Below are 26103 nucleotides of genomic sequence, written 5' to 3' on the forward strand. Positions count from 1 at the left end.
GAAGATGAGCACCGATGACGCCTATCGGGCCGCGAAGGAGCTGGCCAAGGAGCTGTCGATGGACACCGTGAACGTGGACCGCTGGTACAAGCAGCGGACCGGCGGCAGCGAGGCCGGGCACGAGGACGTGATGTCCACCAGCGGCATGTCTCCCGCGAAGCACACGCCGGGAACGCCATACATCGACGCATCCCTCCTGTACTCCTTCGAGGATGAGAGGCCGACGTTCATCGACCTCTCCTTCTACTGGCCGAAGACGGAGAAGGGGTCGGCTCCTCAGGGGGGGGCGGCCCTTTCGTCAGCACCGTGCTGGATGGGTGCTGGATGTTTTGACGCAATGTCAGCAGCAATCGGGTCCCGCCCTACTCGGCAGGTGGTTCGAGCATCGGCCACGAGTGCGGTGGTGTTGAAGCCGAGGGGGTCGCTTTCCAACTCGGTCAGCTTGGCCAGGATGCGCAGCGATCGCGCCTTGCGATGGCGAACGGCGGGTAGGACGCGTGGCCCTGTCGGCCGGGGGTGACGATCGCGAGTTCGCGGCAGAGCTCCGCAGGCATAGGGGGCTTCGCCCGCATCGAGGAGCCTCCGCAGCCGTCCGGCCGCGCTCCCGGACCATGATCAAAGTAGGCTTCCCGTCGAAGGCGCGATCAAGCAAGAGGGAAGCCGGGTAGGAAAGTTGAATCGCATGCGTATGACGGCAGTGGTCGGCATGGCACTGTCGCTGGGGCTTGTCGCGGGATGCTCCGGGGGGTCGGGGCCGGATGCCAAGGCCGGCGGGGAGACGCCGAAGGCCGGGGAGTCCGCATCTTCTGCCCCGAAGGGCCCGGTCTACAAGGGCGCGCCGGTAGCCGGGCTGGCCAAGCAGCAGGCATGGAGTCTGCCGACTGACGCCGCGAGGACCTGTGCGGGCGACGCGTCCAAGGGGGATAAGTCGGAGCGCAGCATCTGCGCCCTGGGAGACGCCGTCATCGTCACCGGCGACCGCAGCGGGGACCCGGGCTCGAGCGGTTTCACCGCCCAGCTCCTCGATGCCAAGAGCGGCGAGCTGCGTAAGAAATTCGACTTCGAGAGCCCCGCGGAGGGGGCCAAGCAGTACTCGGCGGAGCGGCTCGTGCAGGTGAGCCAGTGGCGGGACGGGTCACCGGCACTGCTGATACGTACCCGCGTCGACACGCCGGCGACGGACCTGAAGAAAGCCTCCACCCAGACCGTACTGACCATGTACGCGCCGTCCGGCGACAAGCTGGGGAGCTCGACCTTCGACGGGGAGACCCACCTGACCACCCCGGTCCGGGGCGGCTACCTCGTGGACACCAGCGCGGCCGGCGGCAACGCCAAGTTCATCCCGATCGGCGACGGGGAGACCCTGACCCCCAACTTCACGTGGCTCGAAAGCAAGGGGAAGGTCGGCCCCGGCCTCGGCTACTCCTGGACGACGGACATCTCCTACCAGCCCGCAGCCAACTGGTTGATCGCCACGGACATCCGCTCGGGCAAGAAGGCGTGGAGCACGAAGGAGCTCGCGCCCCCGGCAGCCATCGCCAAACTGGTCACCGACAAGACGGCGACCACCGCGCGGCTGACGTCGCTGCACGGCGACGAGGCCGTCCTCGAATGGTCCGAGTACGGCAAGTCCGAAGCGGTCCTGACGTCGATCGACCTCAAGACCGGTCGCCGGATCGCCGAGGGCCCGGGCATCGACACCAACGGCACCATCGAAGACGACGGCTACGCCGTCTCCCCCGACGGCAAGACCGCCGTCGTCCAGTACGGCAAGGGCGCCGTCGCCTGGAACACGGAGACCGGCAAGGAGCTGTGGCACCAGGCGAAGGACGAGAAGAACATCACGCCGCAGGCCCTTCCGGGCAACGGCGTCCTCTACGCGTACCTGGAGGGCGGCAAGAAGGCTGCCTTCGACGTCCGGGACAAGAAGCTGCTGACCGCCGAGATCGAGGAATTGCCGCAGTTCACGGCGAACGGGTACGCCATCGTCCGCAGCGCTGACGGCTTCTTCGCCTTCGCCACCCAGCCCGTCTGACGGTCACCCCGTTCTGACGCTTCTGCTCGCGCCCCGCGTGCCACCGCCATTGGACGACGGGCAGGCCCCGTCGTCCAATGCCTGATGAGGGCGCTGCCTGCGGCTCCGCTGCACGTCAGGATCGGCCCCTGTGAGGCGACGTTTCCACAGGTCATGGCTCTGCATGGGACGGTCCGCTTCAACTGTAAGTGCGCAGGTCGGAAGGGGGCCGGACCCTGACGGGTCCGGCTCCTTCTGCATTCCCGTGCTGACTTTTCAGCTGCTTCGGGGCGGCGCGAGCTTGTCCAGATCGAGGTTGATCTCGAAGGGCACCGGACGCTGGAGGGAGCCGCGGAAGATGCCGGCGGGCGCGTAGGCGCCGGTCGGTTCGTCGAGCTCGTAGGCGTGGACGACGGGTGCGCCGTCCTCGTCGTCGATGCACCAGTAGTGCGGGATGCCGGCCTCCGCGTACTTCCGGAGTTTGACCGTGCGGTCACGGTGGGCGGATCCGGGGGAGACGACCTCGATGACGAGCGGGACGTCGTTCGGGGCGTACCAGGTGCGGTTGGCGTCGTAGGGGGCGGTGGTCAGGAGCAGGCCTGGCTCTGGACGGTTACGGGCGTCGAGGCGGATGGTCATCTCCCGCTCGACTTCGATGCCGTCGGGGGCTTGGGCCATGAGTGCCACCGTGAGATTCGTGACGAGGCGGCCGTGCCACGACCGTTGAGGCGACATCATGAAGACGAGGGCTCCGTCGATCAGCTCGGTGTGGCGCGGCGCTTGCGGGAGGCGGTCCAGGTCCTCCGCGAACCAGCCTTCCGCGCGCGGCGGGCGCATCCAGTCGGGCAGTTCCGTCATGAGCCAACCCTAGCGATCGCGGCCGTCGCGGAGGGGCGTTGCGCTGCTGATCCACACTCGGCGCACGGGTGTCGTCGGGATGCTTGGGGCCGCCTCGCCGCCCGGTGAACCGGACATCGGCTACAGGCCGTGGACCGAGGCGATCGTGAATGTGGTGGGGGTGTCCGGGCCCGGGGGCATCTTGTCGAACTGGGAGCGGACCACCAGGGTGCGGCCCGCGGTGTGGGCCAGTGTCGTGGGGATCTGCAGGGACGGGTCCGTGACCGTGTGGAGCAGGCGGGCGCGGGTGCCGTCCTGGCTGAGCCGCCAGCGGGTCAGGGTGTTGGTGGTGTTGTGCGCCACGCGCAGGGTGCCGTCGGGGGAGAGGTCGAGGCCGTCGGCGGCCTTCAGGTCGGCGCCGCCCAGGTCGACGCGGCGGACGGCGCCGGTGCGCAGGTCGACGCGGTAGAGGTCGCCCGCGGGCATGTCGACGGTGAGCAGGTAGCGGCCGGACCGGTCCGAGACGATGCCGTTCAGGCTGAACGGGCCTGCGGTCCGGGGACGCAGCGCGGGAGTGAGGTCGTACGCCTCGGTCAGGGTGCCGCTGCCGACGGTCAGCTGGGCCGGGGTCACGCGGTAGACCACCCCGCGGAGGCTGTCCGTCAGGTAGGCGGTGCCGTCCGGGGTGATGGTCAGGTCGTTGACGAAGCGGGGGGAGGTTCCGCCGACCTCGAAGTGGGCCAGGCGGGTCCCGGTCGCGGTGTCGTAGACGGAGACGCCGGTGGTGGAGTCCGTGACCCACAGACGGCCCCGGGCGTCCACGCGCAAGCCGTTCGCCGTGTGGCGGCCGTCGGCGCCGGAGGGCAGGAACACCTCGGCCTCGGGCCGGCCGGGACGGGCGCGGTAGACGGTGCCGTCCGCGTACGAGCCCACGTAGACCGTGTGGGTACGGGGGTCCGTGGCGATGCCCTCCGGGTAGACCTTCGCGCCGGGCAGCGTGAAGGCCGTGGATATGGATGTCGTGGATATGGATGCACGGACGTCAGTGGCGCGGGGCTGGGCCTGGGCCTGGGCGGGGACCGCTCCGTTCGCGAGCGCCCCAGCCGCCAGGGCTGCCGTCAGGGCCATCGCCGTGGCCGGGATCCGCTGCCGGCGCTTCGTCGAGTGCGTCATCGTGTGTGTCCTCTACTGAGTAGGTGAAGGCGAATGTAGATTAGAGCTCTAATGCATGCAAGGGCCGTAGGATGCGGGAATGACCTCGATGGCCCCCACGGAGCGCATCGGCGCGCACCTCAAGCGCGCCGAGCAGGCACTTCTCGCGGCGAAGAGCGCAGCGTGCAAGCCGGCCGCGGTGACGGTTCCGCAGTACGCCGCGCTGCTCTGGCTGGACGAGAAGCCCGGCATCTCCGCCGCCGCGCTCGCGCGGCTGTGCGGGGTGACCCCGCCGACCATGAACACCGTCCTGAAGAACCTCCAGGAGCGCGGGTTCATCGAGCGGACCCCGCACGAGTGGCACCGCAACGTGCTGGAGACCCGGCTCACCGACGAGGGGCGCGCGGCGCTGGAGCTGGCCGATTCCGGCGCGGTGCGGGTGGAGCGGGCGCTCGCGGCGGAGTTCACCGCGGAGGAGCGGGAGCAGCTCGTCCAGCTGCTCGGCCGGTGCGCGGAGGTGCTCGACGGCCAGCGTTGAGACGCCCCTCGTTCCGCCGAGCGCCCCGCAATGTTTTTGCTCGGATTTGGAACTGTCCGGGGGATTCGTGCATCCCACCCCCTAGGGATGCCCAGCCGTTCTGCCCCGCCCCCGGGGCAGCCATGATCGTTCGGAGCGAAGTTCGTGCACGAGTATCCGCAGCGCCCGCAGCCCAAGCGCTCCCGCCGTCGAATATGGATCAGCGCGGTGGTCGCCCTCGTGGTCCTGCTCGGCGGTGGCGGTGGCTTCGCCGCCTGGAAGCTGGACTGGTTCTCCGGCAACGGTGAGAAGGTGAGCTTCGGCAAGCCCGCGCCGGCCCCCGTCGCGGAACAGCAGGCCGCCTCCCCGAGCGGGTCCCCGTCGCCCAAGCCCTCCGGCGACCCGGACGTGCTCATGCCGACGGGCCCGAAGGCCGACTTCAAGCAGACCACCAAGCTCGACGACGGCACGATCATCGCCAAGACCCGCCTCGCGGGCGCGAAGTCCGGCTTCACGGGTGACGTGTGGGTGTGGGCGCCCAAGGAGTACGACGACCCGAAGTACGCCAAGAGCGGTTTCCCGGTGCTCATCGCGCTCCCCGGCGGCAACGGCTTCCCGGCCAACTACTGGTCCGACCGCAGCCTCGGCCTCCAGAAGGCCATCAGCGAGGGCGTGCAGGCCGGTACCAGCCTCCCCTTCGTCGTGGTCATGCCGGTGCTCAACCCGGACAACAAGTACTACTACGACGGCGCCGACATCCCCGGCCAGCCCAAGATGGGCACCTGGATCGCCGAGGACGTCCCGGACTTCGCCAAGGCCAACTTCCGTACGTACAAGTCCCGTGACGGCTGGGCCTTCATGGGTTCCTCCTCCGGCGCCTTCGTCGGGATGAAGACGGTCCTGCAGTACCCGGACCGGTTCAAGGCCGTGATCGCCAGCGGCGGCGAGATCGTCCCCGACTCCCCGCTCTGGAGGGGTCACCAGGCGGAGATGGACGCCAACAACCCGGAGAACCTCGCCAAGAAGCTGATCGAGGCCAACGGGCCCGAGGTCTACATCAACTTCCAGATCGGCACCAAGGAGACCGGGAAGGAGCGCATGGTGAAGTTCCAGCAGCAGTACGGCAAGGGCCCGGTCAAGATCACCATCCGCGACATCCAGAACGGCGAGCACAACGGCTGGCACTACGTGCGGGGCATGAAGGAAGGCTCCCTGGAGTCGATCAGCAAGGTGCTCAAGGCCCCCAAGCCCGACACCGCCGGCTGACGCCCGCACCGAGGCCCGTACCGAGGCGCGTACGGCCCCGTACCCCCGGCGCGCACGGCACGTGATGGGCGCCACGTGGTGCTCACCACGTCACCCCCGTCCCAGGCAACCCATCCCGTCGTTCATACCTCTGTAAAGGGTGTAAGGGGGACCGATCGGTCCGACCCGCGCTCCCAGTGAGCGCCGGAGAAGGAACGGGACAAATCCGTGCAGCATGACCAGCAAGGCGACGGCAGCCCCACGACCAAGGGCGGCCGTCGCCCCAAGCGCCTGCGCCTGATTCTGATCGGCGGTGGGCTCGCGCTCACCCTCGTGGCCGGTGGCGGCGCGGCCGCGTACAAGTACGGCCTCTTCTCGGACATAGGGGATCCGGTGTCCTTCGGGAAGGTCGATTCCGACGTCAAGCAGAAGGCCGCGAAGGCCTCCGACATCCGCCCGGGCGTACGCATGCCCACCGGCCCCAAGGCCGCGTTCATCCGTACCAGCCGGCTTCCGGACGGCACCCAGATCGCCCGGACCACGCTCACCGGGGCGAAGTCCGGCTTCACGGGTGACGTGTGGGTGTGGGTGCCGAAGGAGTACGACGACCCGAGGTACGCCAAGAGCGCCTTCCCTGTCCTGATCTCCCTGCCCGGTGGCCGCGGCTACCCCACGAACTACTGGGGTACGGGCCCCGGCCTCGGCCTCCAGAAGGCCGTGAGCGACGGGGCGAAGGCCGGCACCAGCTTGCCCTTCATCCTGATCATGCCGGTGCACAATGCCGACACCAAGCATCACTTCGACGCCTCGGACATCCCCGGAGAGCCCAAGATGGGCACCTGGATGGTCGAAGACATCCCTGATTTCACGAAGGCCAATTTCCGCACCTTCACCTCCCGCGACGGGTGGGCCTTCATGGGCTCGTCCGCCGGTGGATTCGGCGCCTTCAAGCACCTCCTGAAGTACCCCGACCGCTTCAAGGCGGCCATCGCGAGCGGCGTCGACATCGTCCCCGACTCCCCGCTGTGGAAGGGAAACACGCAGGCCATGGACGAGAACAACCCGGAGAAGCTCGCCGAGAAGCTGATCAAGAACGGCGGTCCGGACGTCTACGTCAACTTCCAGATCGGCACCGCCGAGAGCGGCCGGGAGAAGGCCGAGCAGTTCATGAAGGACTACGGCAAGGGCCCCGTGCACACCACGCTGCAGGTGATCCAGGATGGTGAGCACAACGGAAAGTCGTACGTACGCGGCATGAGGGACGGCGCACTGGCGTGGATCAGCAAGCAGATGCTGGCACCGACACCCGACCCCGGCGTGCGGTGAGCCAGGTGGTGAAGGGGGCATCGGCGGCCGCCGCCGCGGGGATCGCGATGGTGTTCGCCGTCGCGTACCTCAAGGCGCCCGGCGACCGCCCGGTGCACCCCTTCCCCACCGTCGGCGTACTCACGGCCAACGGCGAGCACTGGTGTACGGCGAGTGTCGTCGACAGCCCGAAGGGCAATGTCGTCGCCACCGCCGCGCATTGCGTGGCCCCGGCCGGCGAGGACGGCCGGCCGGGCGAGGTCGCCCACGACGGCCATGCCATCGGCGAGCTCGCCTTCGCCCCGGCCTTCTCCGGCGAGGGCTCCGGCAGCCACCCGCTGGGGGTGTGGAAGGTCAGCTCGATCCACGTGGACGAGCGCTGGACGAAGTGGGGCGAGGAAACCGCCGACTTCGCCTTCCTCACCATCGCCCCGGACGACGACGGGCGCAGCGTCCAGGAGGCCGTGGGCGGCCGCAACGAGGCCCCGACGCCCGAGTGGACCTCCGGCTACCAGCGCGAGGTGACGGTCGTCGGCTATCCGGAGTCCGAGCACAACCCGCAGAACAAGCCCGTCTCCTGCACGACGCAGACCCGCCACGACGAGGACGACCCCGACATGCTGTACATCAGCTGCGCCGGGTTCTGGACGGGGACCAGCGGCAGCCCCTGGATCGCCGACCGGGGCGGCCCGGTCCGGCCCGGTCGGCTCATCGGGGTGCTGAGCGGCGGGGACACGGACGTGGACTCCACGGCCGCGCTGTTCGACGAGCGCGCGAAGGCGCTGTACGAGCGGGCCGCGCGGGGCTGAGCGCCGGCTCCGGGTGCCGCCCTACTTCTTGCGCTCCGTACTGACGATCACGCCCACCGCCGCCACGACGATCGCGCCGCCGAGCAGGATCGGCCAGGTCAGGGCCTCGTCGAGGATCAGCGCGCCGAGCGCGACGGCCACCACCGGATTGACGTACGCGTACGTGGACACCAGCGACAGCGGCGCGGCCTGGAGCAGCCACACGTACGCCGTGAAGCCGACGAGCGAGCCGCAGACGACCAGGTAGCCGAGGGCCAGCCAGGAGGCGGTGGAGAAGGCCGCCGGGTCCAGGCCGCGGTGCTCGCCGCGCAGCAGGCCGACCAGTACCCCGGCCAGCCCGCCCGCCAGCATCTGGTACGCGCTGCCCGTGAAGGGATTGCCCGGCAGGCTCAGCTTCGACGCCGAGAACGAGCCCAGCGACCACAGCAGCGACGCGCCCACCACCATCAGTACCCCGGACAGCCGTACCGCTCCGCTCAGCCCCGGGCTGGTCAGCACCGCGAGCCCGGCCATGCCGACCAGGACCCCGCCCAGGGTGCGCAGCTGCGGCCGGTCCCCGGTGCTCGCCCGCAGCACCACCACCCACATCGGCACCGCCGCCACCAGCAGCGCGGCCAGCCCGGACGGCACGGAGGTCTCGGCGAGGACCACCAGGCCGTTGCCGCCGAGGATCAGCAGCAGGCCGACCAGGACCGCGGAGCCGAGCTGGGCGCGGGTGGCCCTGAGCGCGGCCGGTCCGTACCGCCAGGCGACGGCGGCGGTCAGGAGCAGGCCGGCGGTGATGAAGCGGGCTCCGGCGGAGAGGAAGGGCGGCATGGTCTCGACGACGATCCGGATGCCGAGGTAGGTCGAGCCCCAGACGACGTAGACGAGGAGGAGGGCCGTCCACACGGCGCCGGTGATCTTGCGGTGCCGGGTGGCCGTCGGCTCGGGCTCCACCGGGGTCGATATGCGCATGGACGGGATCCTCTCAGCCGTCGACCGGCCTTCGATCAGCTCGTGAGCAGGCTGTTCAGCTCGCCGTACGGGAGGGAGCCCGCGAGTGAACCGTACGTGCCGCCGGAGACTAGCTCCTCGGCGGCGCGGCGGGCCACGGCGTACGCGGCTTCGGCGACCCAGGATCCGAGGCTGACGCGGGCGACGCCGAGGGCGCCGAACTCCGCGACGGCCGGGGCGCCGGGGCCGGCGAGGACGTTGAGCGGGGCGTCGATGCCCTTGGCGAGCTCGGCGACGGTGGCCGGGTCGGTGACGCCGGGCACGAAGACGCCCGTGGCTCCGGCCCGGAGGTAGGCGGCGGCGCGGGCGAGGGTCTCGTCGAGGCGGGCGGCGGAGTCGCCGAGGCCCCTGAGGTACGTGTCGACGCGGGCGTTGATGTACAGCGGTACCCCGGCGGCCTCGGCCGCGGAGCGGGCGGCGGCCACGCGCTCCGCGTGCTCGGCGGGGGCACGGGTGCCGTCCTCGATGTTGACGCCGACCGCGCCGGCGGCCAGCACCCCGGCGACGGTCTCCGCGACGGCGGCGGGGTCGGCGCCGAAGCCGCTCTCGATGTCCGCGGTGACGGGGACGCAGACGGCGGCGGCCACGCGGGCGACCAGGTCGAGGGCGCGGTCGCGGGCCAGGGCGTCACCGTCGGGGGAGCCCAGGGACCAGGCGACTCCGGCGCTGGTGGTGGCGACGGCCGGCGCACCGGCCGCCTCGACGATGCGGGCGCTGGCGACGTCCCAGGCGTTGGCCAGGGCGAGAGGGGCGGCGGGGGTGTGCAGCGCCGCGAACGCGCGGGCCCGGGCGGCGAGGTCAGGGTTGCTGGTCATGCGCCCAGTTCAGCAGAGCGGCCCGGGCGGGGCGCGCGAGTTTCCGACATCAACGTCCGGCGGCGGCCCCGTACGAGACGGCCCCCGTACCCGATGGCTCCGCACGGGCCGCGGCGCCGGGGCCCTACTTGGAGCCCGCGCCGCACAGCGGGAGGACCGCCGTGCGGCCCTGGAGGGGGTCGTCCGGGGACAGCGGGCCGACCCCGGCCCAGCAGGCCGCCGCTGTCGGTTCCACGAAGAGCCCGCGCCGGGCCAGGTCCTGCTGGGCCGCGCGCAGGCGGTCCTCCGGGACCGTCAGGACCGTGCCGCCGGACTTGCGGACCGCGGCCAGGATCTGACGGGCCCGCGGCGGCGCCGGGATCGCGATGCCCTCGGCCAGGGTGGGCCGCTGCTCCACCGGGTCCGCTTCCTCCGCGCCCGCCTCGAAGGCCCGCGCCAGTGGGGCCACGGCCTCCGCCTGTACGGCGATCAGGGCCGGCGGCGTGACCCCGCGCCGGGCCAGTTCCTCCACGGCCAGCGCGGCGCCCAGCAGCAGGGTGCCGTTGCCCACCGGGACGACCAGGGCCTCCGGGAGCCGGCCGCCGAGCTCCTCCCACACCTCGTACACGTACGTCTTCGTACCGTGCAGGAAGTACGGGTTGAAGACGTGGCTCGCGTAGAAGACCCCCGCCTCGTCCGCGGCCGCCCGGGCCGCCGCCGCGGCGGCCTCGCGGCCGCCCGGGACCACCCGCACGGCCGCCCCGTGCGCCCGCATCCGGTCCGTCTTCTTCTCCGAAGTGCCCTCCGGCACGAAAACTTCACAACTCAGCCCGGCCCGGGCGCAGTACGCCGCCAGAGAGGCCCCCGCGTTGCCGCTGCTGTCCGCCACCACCCGCTGCGGGGCCAGCCTCCGGGCCAGCTCCGCGAGCATCACCGCGCCCCGGTCCTTGAAGGACAGCGTCGGCATCAGGAAGTCGAGCTTGGCGTGAACCCGGTCGCCCAGCGGCACCATCGGAGTGCGCCCCTCCGCCAGTGATACGGAGAACGCCCCCGGTAGCGGCAGTGCCGCCGCGTACCGCCACATCGAGTTCGGCCCGGCGGACGGTTCCAGCACGCCGGCCGGATCCGGCGTGAAATCGAGGTCCCAGGGGCTGCCGCAGACCGGGCAGCGCCACGGGGCGGTCCGGACGTCCGCGCGGGTGCCGTCCTCGGGACAGAGGTAACCGGGGAGTGCATGCGTCATGTGCGGGGAGCCTTTGCTCAATCATGGCCTGCGTATGGCACGGATGTTACGGCTTGGCCGTCCTCTTGTGGTCGTTGACGACGGTACGTCAACCTTTCGGAAGCGGCAGCCCGTTGAGCCGAATGGCTTGTCATGGGCATGGCAATCTCGTCATGCCCATGCGACCGTGCGGCGCGTACGGCACCGCCTCACCCCCCGCAGCGCACCACCTATGAGGAGGACCCCTCACATGTCCGTGATGCGTCACACCCGCCGGAAGATCGCCGGCATCAGCGCGACCGCCGTCGTGGCCCTCGCGCTCGGCGCGGCCGCCGCGTTACCCGCTTCCGCGGCCGACAGCGCCCCGCTGGGCGTGATCGAGAACGCCGGGGCCGCCGGGACCGTCTCCGGCAGCTACATCGTGACCCTGAACGACTCCGCCGCCCGCTCCACCGCGGACAGCGGCAAGGCCGTCGCCAAGCGGTACGGCGCGAAGATCGACCGGACCTACAGCGCGGCCCTCAACGGCTACTCCGTCGAGGTCTCCGAGGCGCAGGCCAGAAAGCTGGCCGCAGACCCCGCGGTCAAGTCGGTCGTCCAGAACCGCGTCTTCACCGTCGACGCCACCCAGCCCAACCCGCCGTCCTGGGGCCTGGACCGCATCGACCAGCGGGCGCTCCCGCTCGACCAGAGCTACACCTACCCGGACAAGGCCGGCGAGGGCGTCACGGCCTACATCATCGACACCGGCGTCCGTAAGACGCACCAGGACTTCGGCGGCCGCGCCTCCGACGGCTACGACGCCATCGACAACGACAACACGGCCCAGGACGGCCACGGCCACGGCACGCACGTCGCCGGCACCGTCGCGGGCGGTTCGTACGGCGTGGCGAAGAAGGCCAAGATCGTCGGCGTCCGCGTGCTCGACAACAACGGCTCCGGTACGACCGCCCAGGTCGTCGCGGGCATCGACTGGGTGACGCGCAACGCCGTCAAGCCCGCCGTGGCCAACATGTCGCTCGGCGGCGGCGCGGACTCCGCGCTCGACACCGCCGTACGCAACTCCATAGCCTCCGGCATCACCTACGGCGTCGCGGCGGGCAACGAGTCCACCGACGCCTCGACCAAGTCCCCGGCGCGCGTCGCCGAAGCCATCACGGTCGGCGCCACGACCAACACCGACGCGAAGGCCAGCTACTCCAACTACGGCTCGATCCTGGACATCTTCGCACCGGGCTCCTCCATCACCTCCTCGTGGGGCACGGGCGACACCGCCACCAACACCATCTCCGGTACGTCGATGGCCACGCCGCACGTCGTGGGCGCGGCGGCCCTGTACCTGTCGCAGAACCCGTCGAGCACCCCGGCCCAGGTCCGTGACGGCCTGGTCGCCGCGGCCACGCCGAACGTCGTGACCGGCCCCGGCACCGGTTCGCCGAACCGCCTGCTCAACGTCGGCGCCGGCGGCACCGTCCCGCCCGGCCCGCGCTTCGAGAACACCGCGGACTACGCGATCAGCGACAACTCGACCGTGGAATCCCCGGTCACCGTCAGCGGAGTCTCCGGCAACGCCCCGGCGGCCCTGAGCGTTTCGGTCGACATCAAGCACACCTACATCGGTGACCTCAAGGTCGACCTGATCGCCCCCGACGGCACCGCCTACACCCTGCACAACCGGGCCGGCGGCAGCACGGACAACATCAATCGGACCTACACGGTCAACGCCTCCTCCGAGGTGGCCAACGGCGTCTGGAAGCTGCGCGTGAACGACAACGCGAACATCGACACCGGCAAGATCGACTCGTGGGCGCTCCAGTTCTGAGCGCCTGAACCGGGCACATCCGCCGAGCCGCGATGAACAGGCGGGGGCGACCGACCGGGCGGTCGCCCCCGCTGCGTACTATGCGCGAATTCGTTTGCGCATCCCCTGTGATGGAGTCACTCACGCCGTGAGCACCCCGCCGAGCCCGCCTCCCGGACCTGGCCACTCCTGGCCCCCGCCCGCCTCCCAGTCCGTGTGGGCGCCGCCCCCCGGCTACGGGCAGTCGCCGTCGCCGTCGCAGCCGGAGCTCAACGGCTTCGCGCTCGCCTCGCTCCTGGTCGGGCTGCTGTGCCTGCCGCCGCTGGGCATCGTCTTCGGCGTCGTGGCCCTCGTACAGATCGCGAAGAAGCGGCAGCGGGGCAAGGCGCTGGCGATCGTGGGCCTGGTGGTGTCCGTGGTGATGACCGGTGTCCTGGCGGTCACGGTCGACCGGGTCGGCGCGGCGGTCCGCGACCGGATCGACGCGATGGGCGAGCTCGGTGACGTCGAGGGCGACCTGACCGACCTCGACGACCTGCGGGTGGGTGACTGCTTCAACGTCCCGCACGGGGACCTGATGGCCGAGCGGCCCCTGACGTACAAGGTCGACTGCGCGCAGGCGCACCACGGAGAGGTCACCGCGTCCAAGGCGGCGGACCTGGGGACCCTCCCCGAGTCGGCCGAGGCGGACCGCGCGTCCGAGGACGCGTGCTGGAAGGCGCAGGACGAGTACGCGATGGACACGTGGGCGCTGCCCGCCTACGCGGACATGTTCTACTTCGCCCCCTCGCGCCAGTCCTGGCGCCAGGGGGACCGGCGGCTGCTGTGCGTGATCGGCACGACCGAGGAGGAGCAGCGGGGCAGCCTGCGCCGGGACGGGGCCATGCTGAAGCCCGAGCAGTCGGCCTTCCTGCGTGCGGCGAACGCGGTCGAGTTCCTCGTCGGCCGGCCGCCCGAGGACGAGACCGAGGACGCCCTCCCGGAGCACCAGGCGTGGGCCCGCGAGGTGTACGCGGCACTGGGCGAGGAGGCGAAGGCACTGGAGGCCGACAAGGGGCGGCCGGGGCTGGGCAAGGCCGTCCAGGCACAGCTGGCGGAGATCGAGACGGCCCGCGCGGCATGGCAGCGGACCTCCCAGGCGAGGACGGCGGCGGACTTCGACAAGCTGTGGGGCCGGGCCGTGGGCGCGATGTCCCTGGAAACGGAAAAGGCGCTGCGCGGGGCGTACGGGCTGTCGACGGAGGTTCCGGAGTGGCTGGAGGAGTCCTCGGGGAGCCCGGGGGGCGGAGCCGGCCGGGGTCCCTCGGCCCAAGCCGCGTGACGTCGTCGAGGTAACGCGCGGTAACGGGTTTGGGTGACCTGGTTTCATCACATCGGGTGAAACTCTGGCCCTTGCTTGCGAGGTACAACCGTCGGTTGCCAGGGTGTTGCTGTCTGTCAACCTGATGGGAGTGGCCAGTGACTTTCGGTGAGCAGCCGGCCTATCTGCGCGTGGCCGGGGACCTTCGACAGAAGATCGTCGACGGTTCCCTTCCCCCGCACGCCCGGCTCCCTTCGCAGGCCCGCATCCGCGAGGAGTACGGGGTCTCCGACACCGTGGCGCTGGAGGCGCGCAAGGTACTCATGGCGGAGGGGCTGGTCGAGGGCCGGTCCGGGTCGGGGACGTACGTACGGGAGCAGCCGGTGCCGCGGCGGGTCGCGCGCTCCGGCTACCGCACGGGAGGCTCCTCGACGCCGTTCCGCCAGGAGCAGGCGGACTCCGGCGCGCGCGGCACCTGGGAGTCGAACAGTGAGCAGACGGCGGCCCCGGCGGAGATCGCCGAGAGGCTCGGCATCCAGCCGGGCGAGCGGGTGATGCGGACGCGGTACGTCTTCCGTGACGCGGGGGAGGCGATGATGCTGTCGACCTCGTGGGAGCCCCTGGCCGTGACCGGCCGGACCCCCGTGATGCTGCCGGAGGAAGGCCCGCTGGGCGGGTCCGGGGTGGTCGACCGGATGGCCGCGATCGACGTCGTCGTGGACAACGTGGTGGAGGAGGTCGGCGCCCGGCCCGGGCTGGCGGAGGAGATCTTCCTCCTGGGCGGGGTCCCGGGGCACGTGGTGCTGGTGATCGGGCGCACCTACTTCGCCTCCGGCCGCGCGGTGGAAACGGCCGACGTGGTGGTCCCGGCGGACCGCTACCGCCTGGCGTACCACATGCCGGTGCGGTGACCTGCTCGATCGGGAGTCAAGGCGCCGTGGCCGAGCGGCGGTTCGGGCAATGTGCCGGGCTCGCGCCGCCGCCTGCCGGGGTGTTGAAGGCCGATTCCGGCGCGGCCCGGATCGCCGCGGTGATCCTTCCGGTGCCCTCCGTACGCCGTTCGTGAGCCGGAGCGCACGGCTCGCTCGTACGCATGGCCGGATGCGTACGCCTGCCAGGTACCTCTTCGTGAAAAACCGTATCCGCTCCGTAAAGTCCGGGCGTAAGCTCGGGCATATGCGCAATGCGGTTTCCTGGGCAGGTACGCCGGCGGAGGGTGAAACGCGATGAACGACAGCGGTGCACTGCTCCCGTGGCACGTCATACGTCAGGACGACAACGGCAACCGCTACCGGGTGGGCCGCTACCCCACCCGGGCCGAGGCCCAGAAGGTCGTCGACAGCCTCGACGACCGGGGACACAAGCAGCTCTACTGGGTCGAGCGGATCGGTCAGACCGCCACGATGAATTGAGCGTCAGCACTGACATAGGCTCCGTCCATGACTGTACGAGTGGTCGTGGGCGGAGCCCTTTGTCATGAGGGGCGCCTGCTGGCCGCCCGTCGCAGCGCGCCCCCGGAGCTTGCCGGACGCTGGGAGCTGCCGGGCGGCAAGGCCGAACCCGGCGAGTCCGTACCCGACGCGCTGGTGCGCGAACTGCGCGAGGAGCTCGGCGTCGAGGCCGAGCCGCTGGAGCGGATCCCGGGGGAATGGCCGCTGAAACCCGGTCTCGTCCTGCACGTATGGACCGCCCGCCTGGTCTCCGGCGAGCCCGCGCCGCTGGAGGACCACGACGAGCTGCGCTGGCTGGGGCCGGAGGAACTGGAGTCGGTGGACTGGCTCGACCAGGACCGGCCCGCCGTCGCCGAGGCCGGGCGCCGACTGCGCGACGAGGGCGCAGGGGGGCGCGTGACGCTCGCGTTGTAGGCCGTCTGCGCCACAGTGCGCCGTGCGTGAGGGATCGGGTGGTACGGCGCCCCAAATATCGGGTATGTCGCTATTAATCCCTGTCTCGTCCTCCTTTCGTCCCCGACGAACCGGACTGGGGTCACTGCTGGCCCGGGAAGTGATCGGCGTGATCGACACAGACGGTGAACGTGCCGAGTGGGCCTTCCCCGCCGAGCCCGGTGCCGTCCGCACCGCCCGTAACGCCGTGCGTGGAACCCTCCGGGACTGGGGCCTGGACTCCGTCGGCGATGTGACCGTCCTGCTGGTCAGCGAGCTCGTCACCAACTCCCTGCGGTACGCGTCCGGCCCCATCGGCGTCCGTCTGGAACGGCGGAATCCGGCCGCCGACGGCTCGGGGAGCAGCCCCGCGCTGCTCGTGGAGGTTTCCGATCCGCTTCCGGATCCGCCCCGCGAGCGGGTCGCCAGACCCGAGGACGAGGGCGGCCGGGGACTGCATCTCGTCGCCGTCTCCTCGAAGCGCTGGGGGACCCGGCACGGGAAGTCGGGCAAGACTGTGTGGTTCGAGTTGGCTCTTCCTGGTGAGTAACAAGGTGAAGGGTGACCGACGATCACCGGATGTGGCTCGAAACTAACGGGACCGTTTTGTGATCGTGAACGCCGTGCCGTCCGGGGCCGTGGTGCTGAATACTGCGGTCATGGCCGGTCCGGTTGCGGTGAGCTGGAGGGGACGGTCGCGTGAGCGAGATACCTGCGCAGGCACATCAGACCAGGGTGCCCGGGGAGACATGGCACGACTCCTTGTGGCACAGCAGTCCGCCTGGCTCGATATATGACTACATAAAGGTTGCCTCTTTCTCGATCGGGCCCGACGGGCTCATCGATCAGTGGAGCCTGCGCGCCGAGGAACTCTTCGGGCTGACCGCCGTCCAAGCGGTGGGCCGCGATCCGGTCGACGCCTTCATGCCGCCCGAGCTGCGGGCCGGCGGACACCGCCGCGTCGCCGAGATCCTCGACGGCAAGGAGTGGACTGGCCTCGTCCCCTTCCGGATCCCGGGCGGGGACGGCGAACACGGCGTGGCCGAGATCTACGTGATGCCCACCCAGACCGAAGCCGCCGAGCGGGCCGCGCTGTGTGTCGTCGTCGACGTACGCGCGCTGCGGCGGATCGAATCCGATCTGGCGGCCTCACAGGCCATATTCGGCCAATCTCCCTTCGGCTTCCTGCTGTTCGGTACGGACCTCACCGTGCAGCGCGCCAACCGCCGCTTCGCCACCGTCTTCGGCGGCGCCGCCGAAGAGCACCGGGGCCGGACCGTGCACGACTACCTCCCGCTGCACGAGGCCGACCGGATGGCCGAGGCCCTGCGCCGGGTGCTGGAGACCGGGGACTCGGTGACCGATCTGCGGATCACCGGCGCCGCTCCAGGCAGCCGGGAGGACCGCCACTGGTCCATCAACCTCTACCGCGTACACGGCGGCACCGGCCGCCCCATCGGCGTCGCGGGCATCGGCACCGACGTCACCCGCCGCCACCTCGCCGCCCGCGAGGCCGCCGGGGTACGGCGCAACCTCGCCCTGCTCAACGAGGCCGGGCACCGCATCGGCAACTCCCTCGACCTGGAGACCACCGCCCGCGAACTCCTCGACGTCACCGTCCCCGGCTTCTGCGACCTGGCCGCCGTGGACCTCTACCAGGGGCTGCTGCTCGGAGACGACGACCGGCCCGCGCGACCGCAGGGCCCCGGAGTTCCCTCACTGCCGCCCGGGCTCGGCGCCGGGCGGGCCCCGTCCGCGCCGCTGCGGCGCGTCGCTTTCGCCTCGGCCGTCTCGGACGCCCCGCTGTCGGGCACGGGCGCACCCGTCTCCGTAGGCGAGATCCACCGCTATCCGGCGGCCTCGCCGGGCGCGCTCGCGCTGCGCACGGCGCGGCCGCGGCTGATCGAGGGCGGCGGACCGGAGGGCCTCGTCCAGTCCACGCTGGTCGTGCCGATGGTCGCCCACGACACGGTGGTCGGCCTCGCGCAGTTCTCCCGTACGAAGGGCAGCGAGCCCTTCGGCGAACGGGACCGGGCGGTCGCGGTGGAGCTGGCCGCGCGGGCCGCCGTGTGCATCGACAACGCGCGGCTCTACCGGCGCGAACACGAGCGGGCGCTGATACTGCAGCGCAGCCTGCTGCCGCCCGGCGACCCGGAGGCGGCCGGCCTGGACATCGCCTGCCGGTACCTGCCGGGCAACGCGGCCACCGAGGTCGGCGGGGACTGGTTCGACGTCATCGAACTGCCCGGCCACCGCACGGCCCTGGTCGTCGGCGACGTGATGGGCCGCGGGCTGCGGGCCGCCGTCGCGATGGGCGAACTGCGGACCGCCGTAAGGACGCTGGCGCTGCTCGACCTCGAACCGGCGGAGGTGCTGACCGCGCTGGACGAGATCGCCCGGGGCCTCGGGGCCCCCGGCGGATCCCAGCAGGCCTCGCGCGCCGCCCTGCACTCGCGCGACGCGGACCGCTCCGAGGTGTACCTCGCCACCTGCGTGTACGCCGTCTACGACCCGGTGACACGGCGCTGCACGATCGCCAACGCGGGCCACATGCCGCCCGTGCTGGTCGAGCCGCCCGACGAGGGCGGCGCGTCGCGGCCCGCGCTGCTGCTGGAGGTGCCTCCCGGGATGCCACTGGGCGTGGGCGGGGAACCGTTCGAGGAGGTCGAGGTGGATCTGCCGGAGGGGGCCCTGCTCGCGCTGTACACCGACGGTCTCGTCGAATCCCGCGACCACCCGCTGGAGGAGGGCCTGCGCGGGCTGCGCGAGGCCCTCGCGGATCCCGTCCGCCCGCTGGAGGACGTCTGCGACCACGTCCTGAACACCCTGGACACCCGGCACGGGGAGGACGACATCGCCCTGCTGATGGCACGGGTCCAGGGCCTGCCGGTCGACGCGGTGGGGGACTGGCAACTGCCCCGCGAGGCCCGGTCGGTGGGCCGCGCGCGGGAGCTGGCGCGGGCGAAGCTGCCCGCGTGGGGCCTGGAGGGCCTGCTGGACACCACGGAGCTGCTGGTCAGCGAGCTCGTCACCAATGCCCTGCGGTACGGGGAGGGCGAGATCCGGCTGCGGCTGCTGCTCGACCGGACGCTGGTCTGCGAGGTGTGGGACGCGAACCTCGTGCAGCCGCGGCGCCGGCGGGCCCGCGACACCGACGAGGGCGGCCGCGGCCTCCAGCTGGTGGGCCTGCTGTCGGCCGGCTGGGGCACGCGCCGCACCCACCGCGGCAAGACGGTCTGGTTCGAGCTCCCGCTCCCGGGCGCGGCCGCGGCGGCGGTCGCGGAGCTGTCGGCGGAGCAGCTGCTGGGCATGTACGGATAACGGGTGGCGGCCCCGTACCGCGACGGGCAGGGTACGGGGCGATGAGCGACGAGGACGAAACCCGCTACGCCCACCACGACTCGCTGCTGGGGCTGCTCCAGCGCGGCCGCGGCCTGGGCGCCGTACGCGCAAGGCAGGACCCGGCGGCGGCCGCCCCGCTGGTGTACGACGTGATCCGGCGGGACTGGCGCTGGGACGGGGTCGACGACCGGGGCCTCTTCCACGCGCGGCTGCTCCGGGACCTGGAACTGTCACCCGGGCCCGTGGTGGCGCAGCTGGCGGGCGACGAGGACGCGTGCATGCGGGCGATCGACGCGCTGGAGCTGCTCGCGCTCGGCGGATCCGACGAAGCCCGGGAGGGACTGCGCGCCCACGTCCGCGAGGGCGCGTACTGGATCCGCGTACTGGAGTCGGTCGCGGACCGCTGGCCCGTCGCCTGGTGGGAGGACCTGGAAGGGGCCGCGCGGTCCCGGATCGGCGAGGAGGCGGACGAGGAGGCGCTGCCGTGGCCCTGCGAGCCGTGGATCCGGTTCGGGATCAGGACGCGGGTCTTCCCGGCCCTGCCCGCCGAGGCGCTGGGCGACCGCAGCGGCGAGGAGCTCCTCGCCGTACTGGCCGACGCCCGCAGCGGCGACGGCCCGAAGACCGGCGTGCTCCGCGAGCTGGCCCGCCGGACACCGGACGAAGCGCTGATCCCGCTCGTGCCCTCGCTCGGCACCTCCGACGGCAGGCGCTCGCTGCCCGCCCTCCGGCGGGCGGTCGAGGGTCTCGGCGCCCTCGCCGTGCCGGCCGCGCGCCGGTGGGCGGCTGACGAGCGGGAGTGGCTGGCCCGGCTGGGGGCGGACGTACTGGCCGACCACCTCGGGCCGGAGCTGATCCCGGGGCTCGCCGCCGAACTGCGGGACCAGTGGCGGGAGCGCGCCTGGTGCGGCCCCGACCGCACCGCGAAGCGGCTCGCCCGGTTCGGGCCCGATGCGGCCGAGGCCGTGCCGGAGCTGCGCCGGTTCTGGCTGCACACCCCGCACTCCTGGGAGCGGCCCGCCTACCTGGAGGCACTCGCGGCCATCGACCAGGACGGCCTGGACTACGCGCACACCGAGTCCCTCTGGGACTGCGAGGAGCAGGCACGGCTGCTGGGCATCGCCCGCGCCCCCGACCTCCCCGAGGTACGCGAGCGGCTCGCCGCGCTGCGCGACGACCCGATGGAGGAAGCCGAGGTCCGGGCCGCCGCCGGGGCGCGGTTCGAGGAGGCCCGGTCACAGCTCTAAGCGGTGGCCTTCAGGGCGGCGAGGCGGGCCTCGATCTCCGAGGCCTTGCCGAGGTCCTCCAGCGACTCGAACTGCGCGTCCAGCGAGGAGGCGGCCAGTTCCTGCTTGCCCATCGCCATGGCCTCCTCGCGGCGGACCTTCTCCTCGAAGCGGTTCAGGTCGCTCGTCGGGTCCATCACGTCGATGTTCTTCACCGCGTCCAGCATCATGTTCTGCGCCTGCGCGGTCTTCGCACGGGCCACCAGTTCGTCGCGCTTCGCCTGAAGTTCCGTCAGCTTGTTCTTCATCGAGTCCAGGCCGGACCTGAGCTTGTCGACGACCTGCGTCTGTGCGGCGATCGCCGGCTCCGCCGTCTTCGCCTCCTTCTCCGACTGCATCTGCCGGCCCAGCGCCACCTTCGCCAGGTTGTCGAACTTGTCGGCCTCCGCCGCCGAGCCCGCCGCCCGCAACTCGTCCGCCTTCCGGCTCGCCGCGAGTGCCTTGCCGCCCCACTCGGCTGCCGCCTCCACGTCCTCCTTGTGGTCCGCCTCCATCATGCGGAGGTTGCCGATCGTCATCGCGACCGCCTGCTCCGCCTCCGAGATGTTGTTCGTGTAGTCGCGGATCAGCTGGTCCAGCATCTTCTGCGGGTCCTCGGCCTGGTCCAGCAGCGCGTTGATGTTGGCCTTGGCGAGCTGGGTGACGCGGCCGAGGATGGTCTGCTTGCTCATGAGGGGTCTCTCCCGGTGCTCCTGGTGAGGGATGGTGTGCCGTCGCGTTCAGAAGCGGCCGCCGCCGCCCATCCGGCCGCGGGTGCCGCCGCCGCCGAACGATCCGGGGCCGCCCCCGAAACCGCCCCCGAAGCCCCCGCCCCCGCCGCCGCCTCCGCCGAAGCCGCCCCCACCGCCCCGCAGGATCTCGCCGAGGATGATCCCGCCGAGTACCGCGCCGCCCTGGCCGCCGCCCGCGCGCCGGCCGCCGTACGGGTCCTGGTACGCCCGTACGTCCTGCTCCGCCAGCTGCTGTGCCTGCCGCGCCAGCGCATCCGCCTGCTGCGCGTCCGCCAGCGCGCCCGCCGGGTCCGCGGCCGCCAGGGACACCGCCCGCTCCAGGTGCCGCCCCGCCTCCGCCAGCCGGGTGCGGGCCTGGCTGCCGACCGCGCCCCGGCTGGTGGTGACGTAGTCCGTGGCCGCCCCGATGGCACTGCGCGCCGAGAGCATGGCCTGGTCCAGCAGGGCGGCCGCCCGCTGCCGGCCCGACTCCCGCTCCCGCGCCCCGGACAGGGACTCGTCCAGCGCCGCGTCGGCCTCCTCGACACGGCGCAGGGCGTCGATCGGGTCGTACCGGCCGGCCGCCATCTCCTGCCGCACGTCGGCCAGTACGGACTCGGCCCGGCCGATGCGGCCGCGCAGGTCCGCCGTCGAGGTGCCCTCCGCGGTACCGGTGAGCAGCCCGTGCGCGTCGGCGAGGTCGGTCTCCGTCTCGTTCAGTGCGCCCGGCAGCTTCCCGGCCGCCTCCGCCAGCTCCTGCGCCCGCCGCTCCACCGCGTCGACCAGGGTCGCGGCCTGGTCCACGGCGCCCTCGGCGGCCCGTACGCGCACGGCGGCCGAGCCGTTCTCGCCGGCGTCGAGGGCCGCGTGGGCCAGGCCCAGGTTGGTCGCCGCGAACAGCAGCCGGTCCTTGGCCTGTTCGGCATTGGAGGCGACGGGCGCGGAGGCGGAGTCCGCGTACCGCCGGGACAGCGCGGTCAGCGTCGCCTCGGCGGTGGTGGCGCGCCCGGTCAGGCCCAGGTAGTGCTCCTCCACGGTGGCCAGCGCCTGCGGGGCGTTCTTCTCCAGGTCCCGCAGCCGGTCGAAGTCGGCCGCCTCGGCGTCGAGCCGCCGGTCGGCCTCGGTGCACCGGGCGACGATCTCGTCCAGCATCCGGCGCCGGGTCGCGTCGTCCTCCGGGTAGGCGTCGTCGAGCTGCTGGCGCAGCCGGAAGGCGTGCGTCAGCTCGCCCTTGGCGTACTCCACGGCCGCGGTGAACGGGACGACCGCCTCCTCCCCGAACTGCGCGGAGGCGAAACCGAGTTCCTCCGTGCTGGTGCGGACGGAGTCGTCGGTCTCCACCAGCAGCGCCTTGGCCCTCGCGTCCAGTTCCGGCAGCGGGATCCGGTCCGGCGCTCCTTCGGGCCAGCCCGGGCCGGTCGTCGTACCGCGGCCGCCGGCGCCGAAGCCGGCGTCCTTGCGCTTGCGGCGGCGGTACGCGTACACCCCGAGCGCTCCGGCCGCGCCGACCGCGACCACCGGGAGGACGAAGTCCCCGGCCCCGCTCTCACCGCTCGGCTCACCGCCGGGGTCGGCCGGGCCGGGGGTGATGGTGGGCACGGGTACGGGCTGCCCGCCGAGCACGGCGTCGTAGCCGTTGGCCGCGCCGATGGCGGCGCCCGCCCAGTCGTTCTGCCTCAGAGCCGGTTCGATCGCGGTCCGCGCGACGGTGGACAGCTGCTGCTCGGTGAAACCGGAGTCGACGGCGGCGGAGTACGCGTACTGGCGGGCACCGGTCGCCACCGCCAGCAGGACGTCGTTCTGGCCCAGGCCGTTCTTCTCCGCGGTGGCGTCGGCCCAGCTCTGGGCCGAGCGCCCGGAGAAGTCGCGCACGTACGTCACGAAGAGCTGGATCTTCCGGTCGGCGTACAGCTCGTCGAGCGCCGCGGTGACCGCGGCCTCGCGGTCACCCAGTGCGTCGACCCGGTCGGTGATCTGGCCCTGCTGCGAAAGGGTGACGGGATCCTCCGCCCGCACGGGCGGCGCCCAGGCCACGCCCCAGCCGCCGAGCGCCAGCAGCGCGGCGGCGAGGGCGAGCCCGGCCCGTGCGAACGGCCTGCTGGGAGGCCTGCTTCTCGTCTCGCTTCTCGGCGGAATCACATGTCGGAGATTATGGGCGTATTCACCCCTCCGCACCCGGAGTCGCAGGCTGTGACCCGGTATCGGAACGCCGCCGGATCTTGTTCCCCAGCCACACCAGCGGGTCGTACTTGCGGTCCACCGCCCGCTCCTTCAGCGGGATCAGCGCGTTGTCGGTGATCTTGATGCCTTCGGGGCAGACCTCCGTACAACACTTGGTGATGTTGCAGTAGCCGAGCCCGTGCTCCTCCTGCGCGGTGCGCTTGCGGTCCAGGCCCGCCTCCGCCGCCGCGTCCAGGGGGTGCATGTCCAGCTCCGCCACCCGCATCAGGAAACGCGGACCGGCGAAGGCGGGCTTGTTCTCCTCGTGGTCGCGCACGACGTGGCAGGTGTCCTGACACAGGAAGCACTCGATGCACTTGCGGAACTCCTGCGAGCGCTCCACATCCATCTGCTGCATCCGGTACGCGCCCGGCGCCATCCCCTCCGGCGGCACGAAGGCCGGGACCTCCCGCGCCTTGGCGTAGTTGAAGGACACGTCCGTGACCAGGTCGCGGATGACCGGGAAGGCCCGCAGCGGGGTGACCGTGATCGTCTCCGACCGCTCGAAGGTCGACATCCGCGTCATGCACATCAGCCGCGGCCGCCCGTTGACCTCCGCGCTGCAGGAGCCGCACTTGCCGGCCTTGCAGTTCCAGCGCACCGCGAGGTCCGAGGCCTGGGTGGCCTGGAGCCGGTGGACGATGTCGAGCACCACCTCGCCGTCGTGCACCTCGACGGTGAAGTCCCTGAGCGATCCGCCTTCGGCGTCGCCCCGCCAGATCCGGAAGCTCGCGTCGTACGTACTCATTCCTAGAGCTCCTCTTCGGCGAGGTACTTGACCAGCTCTTCCTTCTCGAAGAGCGCGAGCAGGTCGGGACGGATGGGGTCGGTGGAGACCCTGGTGAGCTCGATCCGGTCGGCCGCCGGATCCTTGGGCACCGGGTCCACCGGGCGGCACAGCAGGTTCACCGGGCGCCAGCTCCGCTCCATCGCCGGGCAGTCCTCGCGGGTGTGCCCGCCCCGGCTCTCGGTGCGCTCCAGGGCCGCGCGGGCCACGCACTCGCTGACCAGCAGCATGTTCCGCAGGTCGAGCGCCAGGTGCCAGCCCGGGTTGAACTGGCGGTGGCCCTCGACACCGGCCCGGGAGGCCCGTTCGCGCAGGCCGGCCAGCTTCTCCAGGGCCTCGCCCATCTCGCCCGCCCGGCGGATGATGCCGACCAGGTCGTTCATGGTCGTCTGGAGTTCCTGGTGGAGGGTGTACGGGTTCTCCGCGCCCTCGGCGGCGTGGAACGGTGCCAGCGCCTCCGCGGCGGCCGCGTCGATCTGCGCCTGGGAGACGGCCGGGCGCGCGGCGGGGGAGGCGGCGTGCTCCGCAGCGTGCAGCCCGGCCCGCCGGCCGAAGACCAGCAGGTCGGAGAGGGAGTTCCCGCCGAGCCGGTTCGAGCCGTGCATCCCGCCCGCGACCTCGCCCGCCGCGAACAGCCCCGGCACCCCGACGGTGGCCGCGGTCTCGGAGTCGACCGCGATCCCGCCCATCACGTAGTGGCAGGTCGGGCCGACCTCCATCGGCTCCGCCGTGATGTCCACGTCCGCCAGCTCCTTGAACTGGTGGTACATCGACGGGAGCCGTCGCTTGATCTTCTCGGCCGGCATCCGGGTGGACACGTCCAGGAAGACCCCGCCGTGCGGGGAGCCGCGGCCCGCCTTCACCTCGGAGTTGATGGCCCGGGCCACCTCGTCGCGCGGCAGCAGCTCGGGCGGACGCCGGTTGTGGTCCGGGTCCTCGTACCAGCGGTCGCCCTCCTCCTCCGACTCGGCGTACTTCTCCTTGAAGACGTCGGGGACGTAGTCGAACATGAACCGTTTGCCCTCGGAGTTGCGCAGCACGCCGCCGTCGCCGCGGACCGACTCGGTGACGAGGATGCCCTTCACCGAAGGCGGCCAGACCATGCCCGTGGGGTGGAACTGGACGAACTCCATGTTCAGCAGCGGCGCACCCGCGAGCAGGGCCAGTGCGTGGCCGTCTCCCGTGTACTCCCAGGAGTTGGAGGTGGTCTTGAAGGACTTGCCGATCCCGCCCGTGGCCAGCACCACCGCCGGGGCCTCCAGGACGAAGAAGCGGCCGGACTCGCGCTCGTAGCAGAAGGTCCCCGAGACCCTCTGCTCCGCGACGGAGCCGCTATGGGACTCAGTCTTCAAGACCCGGGTGACCGTGCACTCCTGGAAGACCTTGAGCCGGGCCTCGTAGTCCCCGTACTCCTCGAAGTCCTCCTGCTGGAGGGCGACGATCTTCTGCTGGAGGGTGCGGATCAGCTCCAGGCCGGTGCGGTCGCCGACGTGCGCGAGACGCGGGTACTCGTGGCCGCCGAAGTTGCGCTGGGAGATCTTCCCGTCGGGGGTGCGGTCGAAGAGCGCACCCCAGGTCTCCAGCTCCCAGACCCGGTCGGGGGCCTCCTTCGCGTGGAGTTCCGCCATCCGCCACTGGTTCAGGAACTTGCCGCCGCGCATGGTGTCGCGGAAGTGCACCTGCCAGCTGTCGCCCTCGTTGACGTTGCCCATGGAGGCGGCGATCCCGCCCTCCGCCATCACCGTGTGGGCCTTGCCGAAGAGGGACTTGCAGATCACGGCCGTACGGGCGCCGCGCTCGCGGGCCTCGATCGCGGCCCGCAGCCCGGCGCCGCCCGCGCCGACCACCACCACGTCCCACTGCTGCCGTTCCACTTGAGCCAT

Annotated in this window: 22 protein-coding genes and 1 pseudogene; 13 read left to right on the forward strand and 10 right to left on the reverse strand. The window is 71.7% G+C overall.

The window, feature by feature from the left end; all coding sequences use genetic code 11:
- Positions 1–360: 360 nt before the first annotated feature.
- Positions 361–462: pseudogene (locus OG737_RS19705) on the reverse strand (type II toxin-antitoxin system RelE/ParE family toxin); the annotation flags it as partial.
- 220 nt (positions 463–682) lie between these two features.
- Between OG737_RS19705 and OG737_RS19710 the strand changes: the two are divergent.
- Positions 683–2035: a PQQ-binding-like beta-propeller repeat protein gene (locus OG737_RS19710; protein ID WP_405921818.1), complete on the forward strand. Its 1353-nt coding sequence runs from the start codon at positions 683–685 to the stop codon at positions 2033–2035.
- Between the two features lie 255 nt (positions 2036–2290).
- On the opposite strand, the gene OG737_RS19715 is transcribed toward OG737_RS19710, so the two are convergent.
- Together OG737_RS19715 and OG737_RS19720 are read right to left on the reverse strand one after the other, a co-directional pair.
- Positions 2291–2872 carry a Uma2 family endonuclease gene (locus tag OG737_RS19715; protein WP_328927442.1) on the reverse strand — a complete coding sequence of 194 codons (582 nt, stop codon included), beginning with the start codon at positions 2870–2872 and terminating at the stop codon, positions 2291–2293.
- Between the two features lie 120 nt (positions 2873–2992).
- Positions 2993–4024 (reverse strand): SMP-30/gluconolactonase/LRE family protein, encoded by a 1032-nt coding sequence (locus tag OG737_RS19720; protein WP_405921819.1) that lies wholly within the window; start codon positions 4022–4024, stop codon positions 2993–2995.
- Between the two features lie 79 nt (positions 4025–4103).
- On the opposite strand from OG737_RS19720, the gene OG737_RS19725 reads away from it, so the two are divergent.
- The 4 genes from OG737_RS19725 to OG737_RS19740 all read left to right on the forward strand — a co-directional run bounded on the left by OG737_RS19725 (position 4104) and on the right by OG737_RS19740 (position 7879).
- Positions 4104–4541: a MarR family winged helix-turn-helix transcriptional regulator gene (locus OG737_RS19725; RefSeq protein WP_405921820.1), complete on the forward strand. Its 438-nt coding sequence runs from the start codon at positions 4104–4106 to the stop codon at positions 4539–4541.
- Between the two features lie 144 nt (positions 4542–4685).
- Positions 4686–5786, forward strand: coding sequence for an alpha/beta hydrolase-fold protein (locus tag OG737_RS19730; protein ID WP_328927445.1), 1101 nt, complete (start codon positions 4686–4688; stop codon positions 5784–5786).
- A 207-nt stretch (positions 5787–5993) separates the two neighbouring features.
- Positions 5994–7091 carry an alpha/beta hydrolase-fold protein gene (locus tag OG737_RS19735; protein WP_328927446.1) on the forward strand — a complete coding sequence of 366 codons (1098 nt, stop codon included), beginning with the start codon at positions 5994–5996 and terminating at the stop codon, positions 7089–7091.
- Positions 7092–7096: 5 nt separating this feature from the next.
- On the forward strand, positions 7097–7879 hold the full coding sequence (locus tag OG737_RS19740; protein ID WP_405921821.1) for a trypsin-like serine peptidase: 783 nt from the start codon (positions 7097–7099) through the stop codon (positions 7877–7879).
- Between the two features lie 21 nt (positions 7880–7900).
- On the opposite strand, the gene OG737_RS19745 is transcribed toward OG737_RS19740, so the two are convergent.
- The 3 genes from OG737_RS19745 to OG737_RS19755 all read right to left on the reverse strand — a co-directional run bounded on the left by OG737_RS19745 (position 7901) and on the right by OG737_RS19755 (position 10912).
- Entirely contained in the window at positions 7901–8836 is a 936-nt protein-coding gene (locus OG737_RS19745) for an EamA family transporter (RefSeq protein ID WP_328927448.1), read from the reverse strand.
- A 35-nt stretch (positions 8837–8871) separates the two neighbouring features.
- The gene (locus OG737_RS19750) at positions 8872–9690 is read right to left on the reverse strand and encodes an isocitrate lyase/phosphoenolpyruvate mutase family protein (protein ID WP_405921822.1); all 819 of its coding nucleotides are present in this window, start codon (positions 9688–9690) and stop codon (positions 8872–8874) included.
- Between the two features lie 124 nt (positions 9691–9814).
- Positions 9815–10912, reverse strand: a complete 1098-nt coding sequence (locus OG737_RS19755; RefSeq protein ID WP_328927450.1) for a pyridoxal-phosphate dependent enzyme — start codon at positions 10910–10912, stop codon at positions 9815–9817.
- Between the two features lie 229 nt (positions 10913–11141).
- On the opposite strand from OG737_RS19755, the gene OG737_RS19760 reads away from it, so the two are divergent.
- From OG737_RS19760 to OG737_RS19795, 8 genes are all read left to right on the forward strand, one after another.
- On the forward strand, positions 11142–12713 hold the full coding sequence (locus OG737_RS19760; protein WP_405678693.1) for a S8 family peptidase: 1572 nt from the start codon (positions 11142–11144) through the stop codon (positions 12711–12713).
- Positions 12714–12840: 127 nt separating this feature from the next.
- Positions 12841–14013, forward strand: coding sequence for a DUF4190 domain-containing protein (locus tag OG737_RS19765; RefSeq protein ID WP_405921823.1), 1173 nt, complete (start codon positions 12841–12843; stop codon positions 14011–14013).
- Positions 14014–14150: 137 nt separating this feature from the next.
- Positions 14151–14903, forward strand: coding sequence for a GntR family transcriptional regulator (locus OG737_RS19770; protein ID WP_328927453.1), 753 nt, complete (start codon positions 14151–14153; stop codon positions 14901–14903).
- A 315-nt stretch (positions 14904–15218) separates the two neighbouring features.
- Positions 15219–15404 carry an SPOR domain-containing protein gene (locus OG737_RS19775; RefSeq protein ID WP_328927454.1) on the forward strand — a complete coding sequence of 62 codons (186 nt, stop codon included), beginning with the start codon at positions 15219–15221 and terminating at the stop codon, positions 15402–15404.
- A 27-nt stretch (positions 15405–15431) separates the two neighbouring features.
- A complete protein-coding gene (locus OG737_RS19780; RefSeq protein ID WP_328927455.1) occupies positions 15432–15857 on the forward strand; it encodes a (deoxy)nucleoside triphosphate pyrophosphohydrolase in 426 nt (141 codons plus the stop codon).
- Positions 15858–15996: 139 nt separating this feature from the next.
- Entirely contained in the window at positions 15997–16425 is a 429-nt protein-coding gene (locus tag OG737_RS19785; protein WP_328927456.1) for an ATP-binding protein, read from the forward strand.
- Between the two features lie 158 nt (positions 16426–16583).
- Complete coding sequence (locus OG737_RS19790) at positions 16584–19196, forward strand: SpoIIE family protein phosphatase (protein WP_328930403.1); 2613 nt, start codon at positions 16584–16586, stop codon at positions 19194–19196.
- A 41-nt stretch (positions 19197–19237) separates the two neighbouring features.
- Positions 19238–20464 (forward strand): hypothetical protein, encoded by a 1227-nt coding sequence (locus OG737_RS19795; RefSeq protein ID WP_405921824.1) that lies wholly within the window; start codon positions 19238–19240, stop codon positions 20462–20464.
- Here the strand turns inward: OG737_RS19795 and OG737_RS19800 are convergent.
- From OG737_RS19800 to OG737_RS19815, 4 genes are all read right to left on the reverse strand, one after another.
- Positions 20461–21174 carry a PspA/IM30 family protein gene (locus tag OG737_RS19800; RefSeq protein ID WP_328927458.1) on the reverse strand — a complete coding sequence of 238 codons (714 nt, stop codon included), beginning with the start codon at positions 21172–21174 and terminating at the stop codon, positions 20461–20463. The genes OG737_RS19795 and OG737_RS19800 overlap by 4 nt on opposite strands.
- 48 nt (positions 21175–21222) lie before the next feature.
- On the reverse strand, positions 21223–23271 hold the full coding sequence (locus OG737_RS19805; protein WP_405922435.1) for a TPM domain-containing protein: 2049 nt from the start codon (positions 23269–23271) through the stop codon (positions 21223–21225).
- Positions 23272–23374: 103 nt separating this feature from the next.
- A complete protein-coding gene (locus OG737_RS19810; RefSeq protein WP_328927459.1) occupies positions 23375–24181 on the reverse strand; it encodes a succinate dehydrogenase/fumarate reductase iron-sulfur subunit in 807 nt (268 codons plus the stop codon).
- 2 nt (positions 24182–24183) lie between these two features.
- Complete coding sequence (locus tag OG737_RS19815; protein WP_328927460.1) at positions 24184–26103, reverse strand: fumarate reductase/succinate dehydrogenase flavoprotein subunit; 1920 nt, start codon at positions 26101–26103, stop codon at positions 24184–24186.

Origin of the sequence: Streptomyces sp. NBC_00122 (genome assembly GCF_045160845.1) — a bacterium.
Taxonomy (GTDB): Bacteria; Actinomycetota; Actinomycetes; order Streptomycetales; family Streptomycetaceae; genus Streptomyces.

What these genes read in the sequence shown, in the direction of transcription:
- OG737_RS19750 (WP_405921822.1), bottom strand. Translation starts at nt 9,690, where the DNA reads ATGACCAGCAACCCTGACCTCGCCGCCCGGGCCCGCGCGTTCGCGGCG.
- OG737_RS19800 (WP_328927458.1), bottom strand. Translation starts at nt 21,174, where the DNA reads ATGAGCAAGCAGACCATCCTCGGCCGCGTCACCCAGCTCGCCAAGGCC.
- OG737_RS19780 (WP_328927455.1), top strand. Translation starts at nt 15,432, where the DNA reads ATGACTGTACGAGTGGTCGTGGGCGGAGCCCTTTGTCATGAGGGGCGC.
- OG737_RS19810 (WP_328927459.1), bottom strand. Translation starts at nt 24,181, where the DNA reads ATGAGTACGTACGACGCGAGCTTCCGGATCTGGCGGGGCGACGCCGAA.
- OG737_RS19720 (WP_405921819.1), bottom strand. Translation starts at nt 4,024, where the DNA reads ATGACGCACTCGACGAAGCGCCGGCAGCGGATCCCGGCCACGGCGATG.
- OG737_RS19745 (WP_328927448.1), bottom strand. Translation starts at nt 8,836, where the DNA reads ATGCGCATATCGACCCCGGTGGAGCCCGAGCCGACGGCCACCCGGCAC.
- OG737_RS19725 (WP_405921820.1), top strand. Translation starts at nt 4,104, where the DNA reads ATGACCTCGATGGCCCCCACGGAGCGCATCGGCGCGCACCTCAAGCGC.
- OG737_RS19710 (WP_405921818.1), top strand. Translation starts at nt 683, where the DNA reads ATGCGTATGACGGCAGTGGTCGGCATGGCACTGTCGCTGGGGCTTGTC.
- OG737_RS19715 (WP_328927442.1), bottom strand. Translation starts at nt 2,872, where the DNA reads ATGACGGAACTGCCCGACTGGATGCGCCCGCCGCGCGCGGAAGGCTGG.
- OG737_RS19775 (WP_328927454.1), top strand. Translation starts at nt 15,219, where the DNA reads ATGAACGACAGCGGTGCACTGCTCCCGTGGCACGTCATACGTCAGGAC.
- OG737_RS19815 (WP_328927460.1), bottom strand. Translation starts at nt 26,103, where the DNA reads ATGGCTCAAGTGGAACGGCAGCAGTGGGACGTGGTGGTGGTCGGCGCG.
- OG737_RS19795 (WP_405921824.1), top strand. Translation starts at nt 19,238, where the DNA reads ATGAGCGACGAGGACGAAACCCGCTACGCCCACCACGACTCGCTGCTG.
- OG737_RS19755 (WP_328927450.1), bottom strand. Translation starts at nt 10,912, where the DNA reads ATGACGCATGCACTCCCCGGTTACCTCTGTCCCGAGGACGGCACCCGC.
- OG737_RS19760 (WP_405678693.1), top strand. Translation starts at nt 11,142, where the DNA reads ATGTCCGTGATGCGTCACACCCGCCGGAAGATCGCCGGCATCAGCGCG.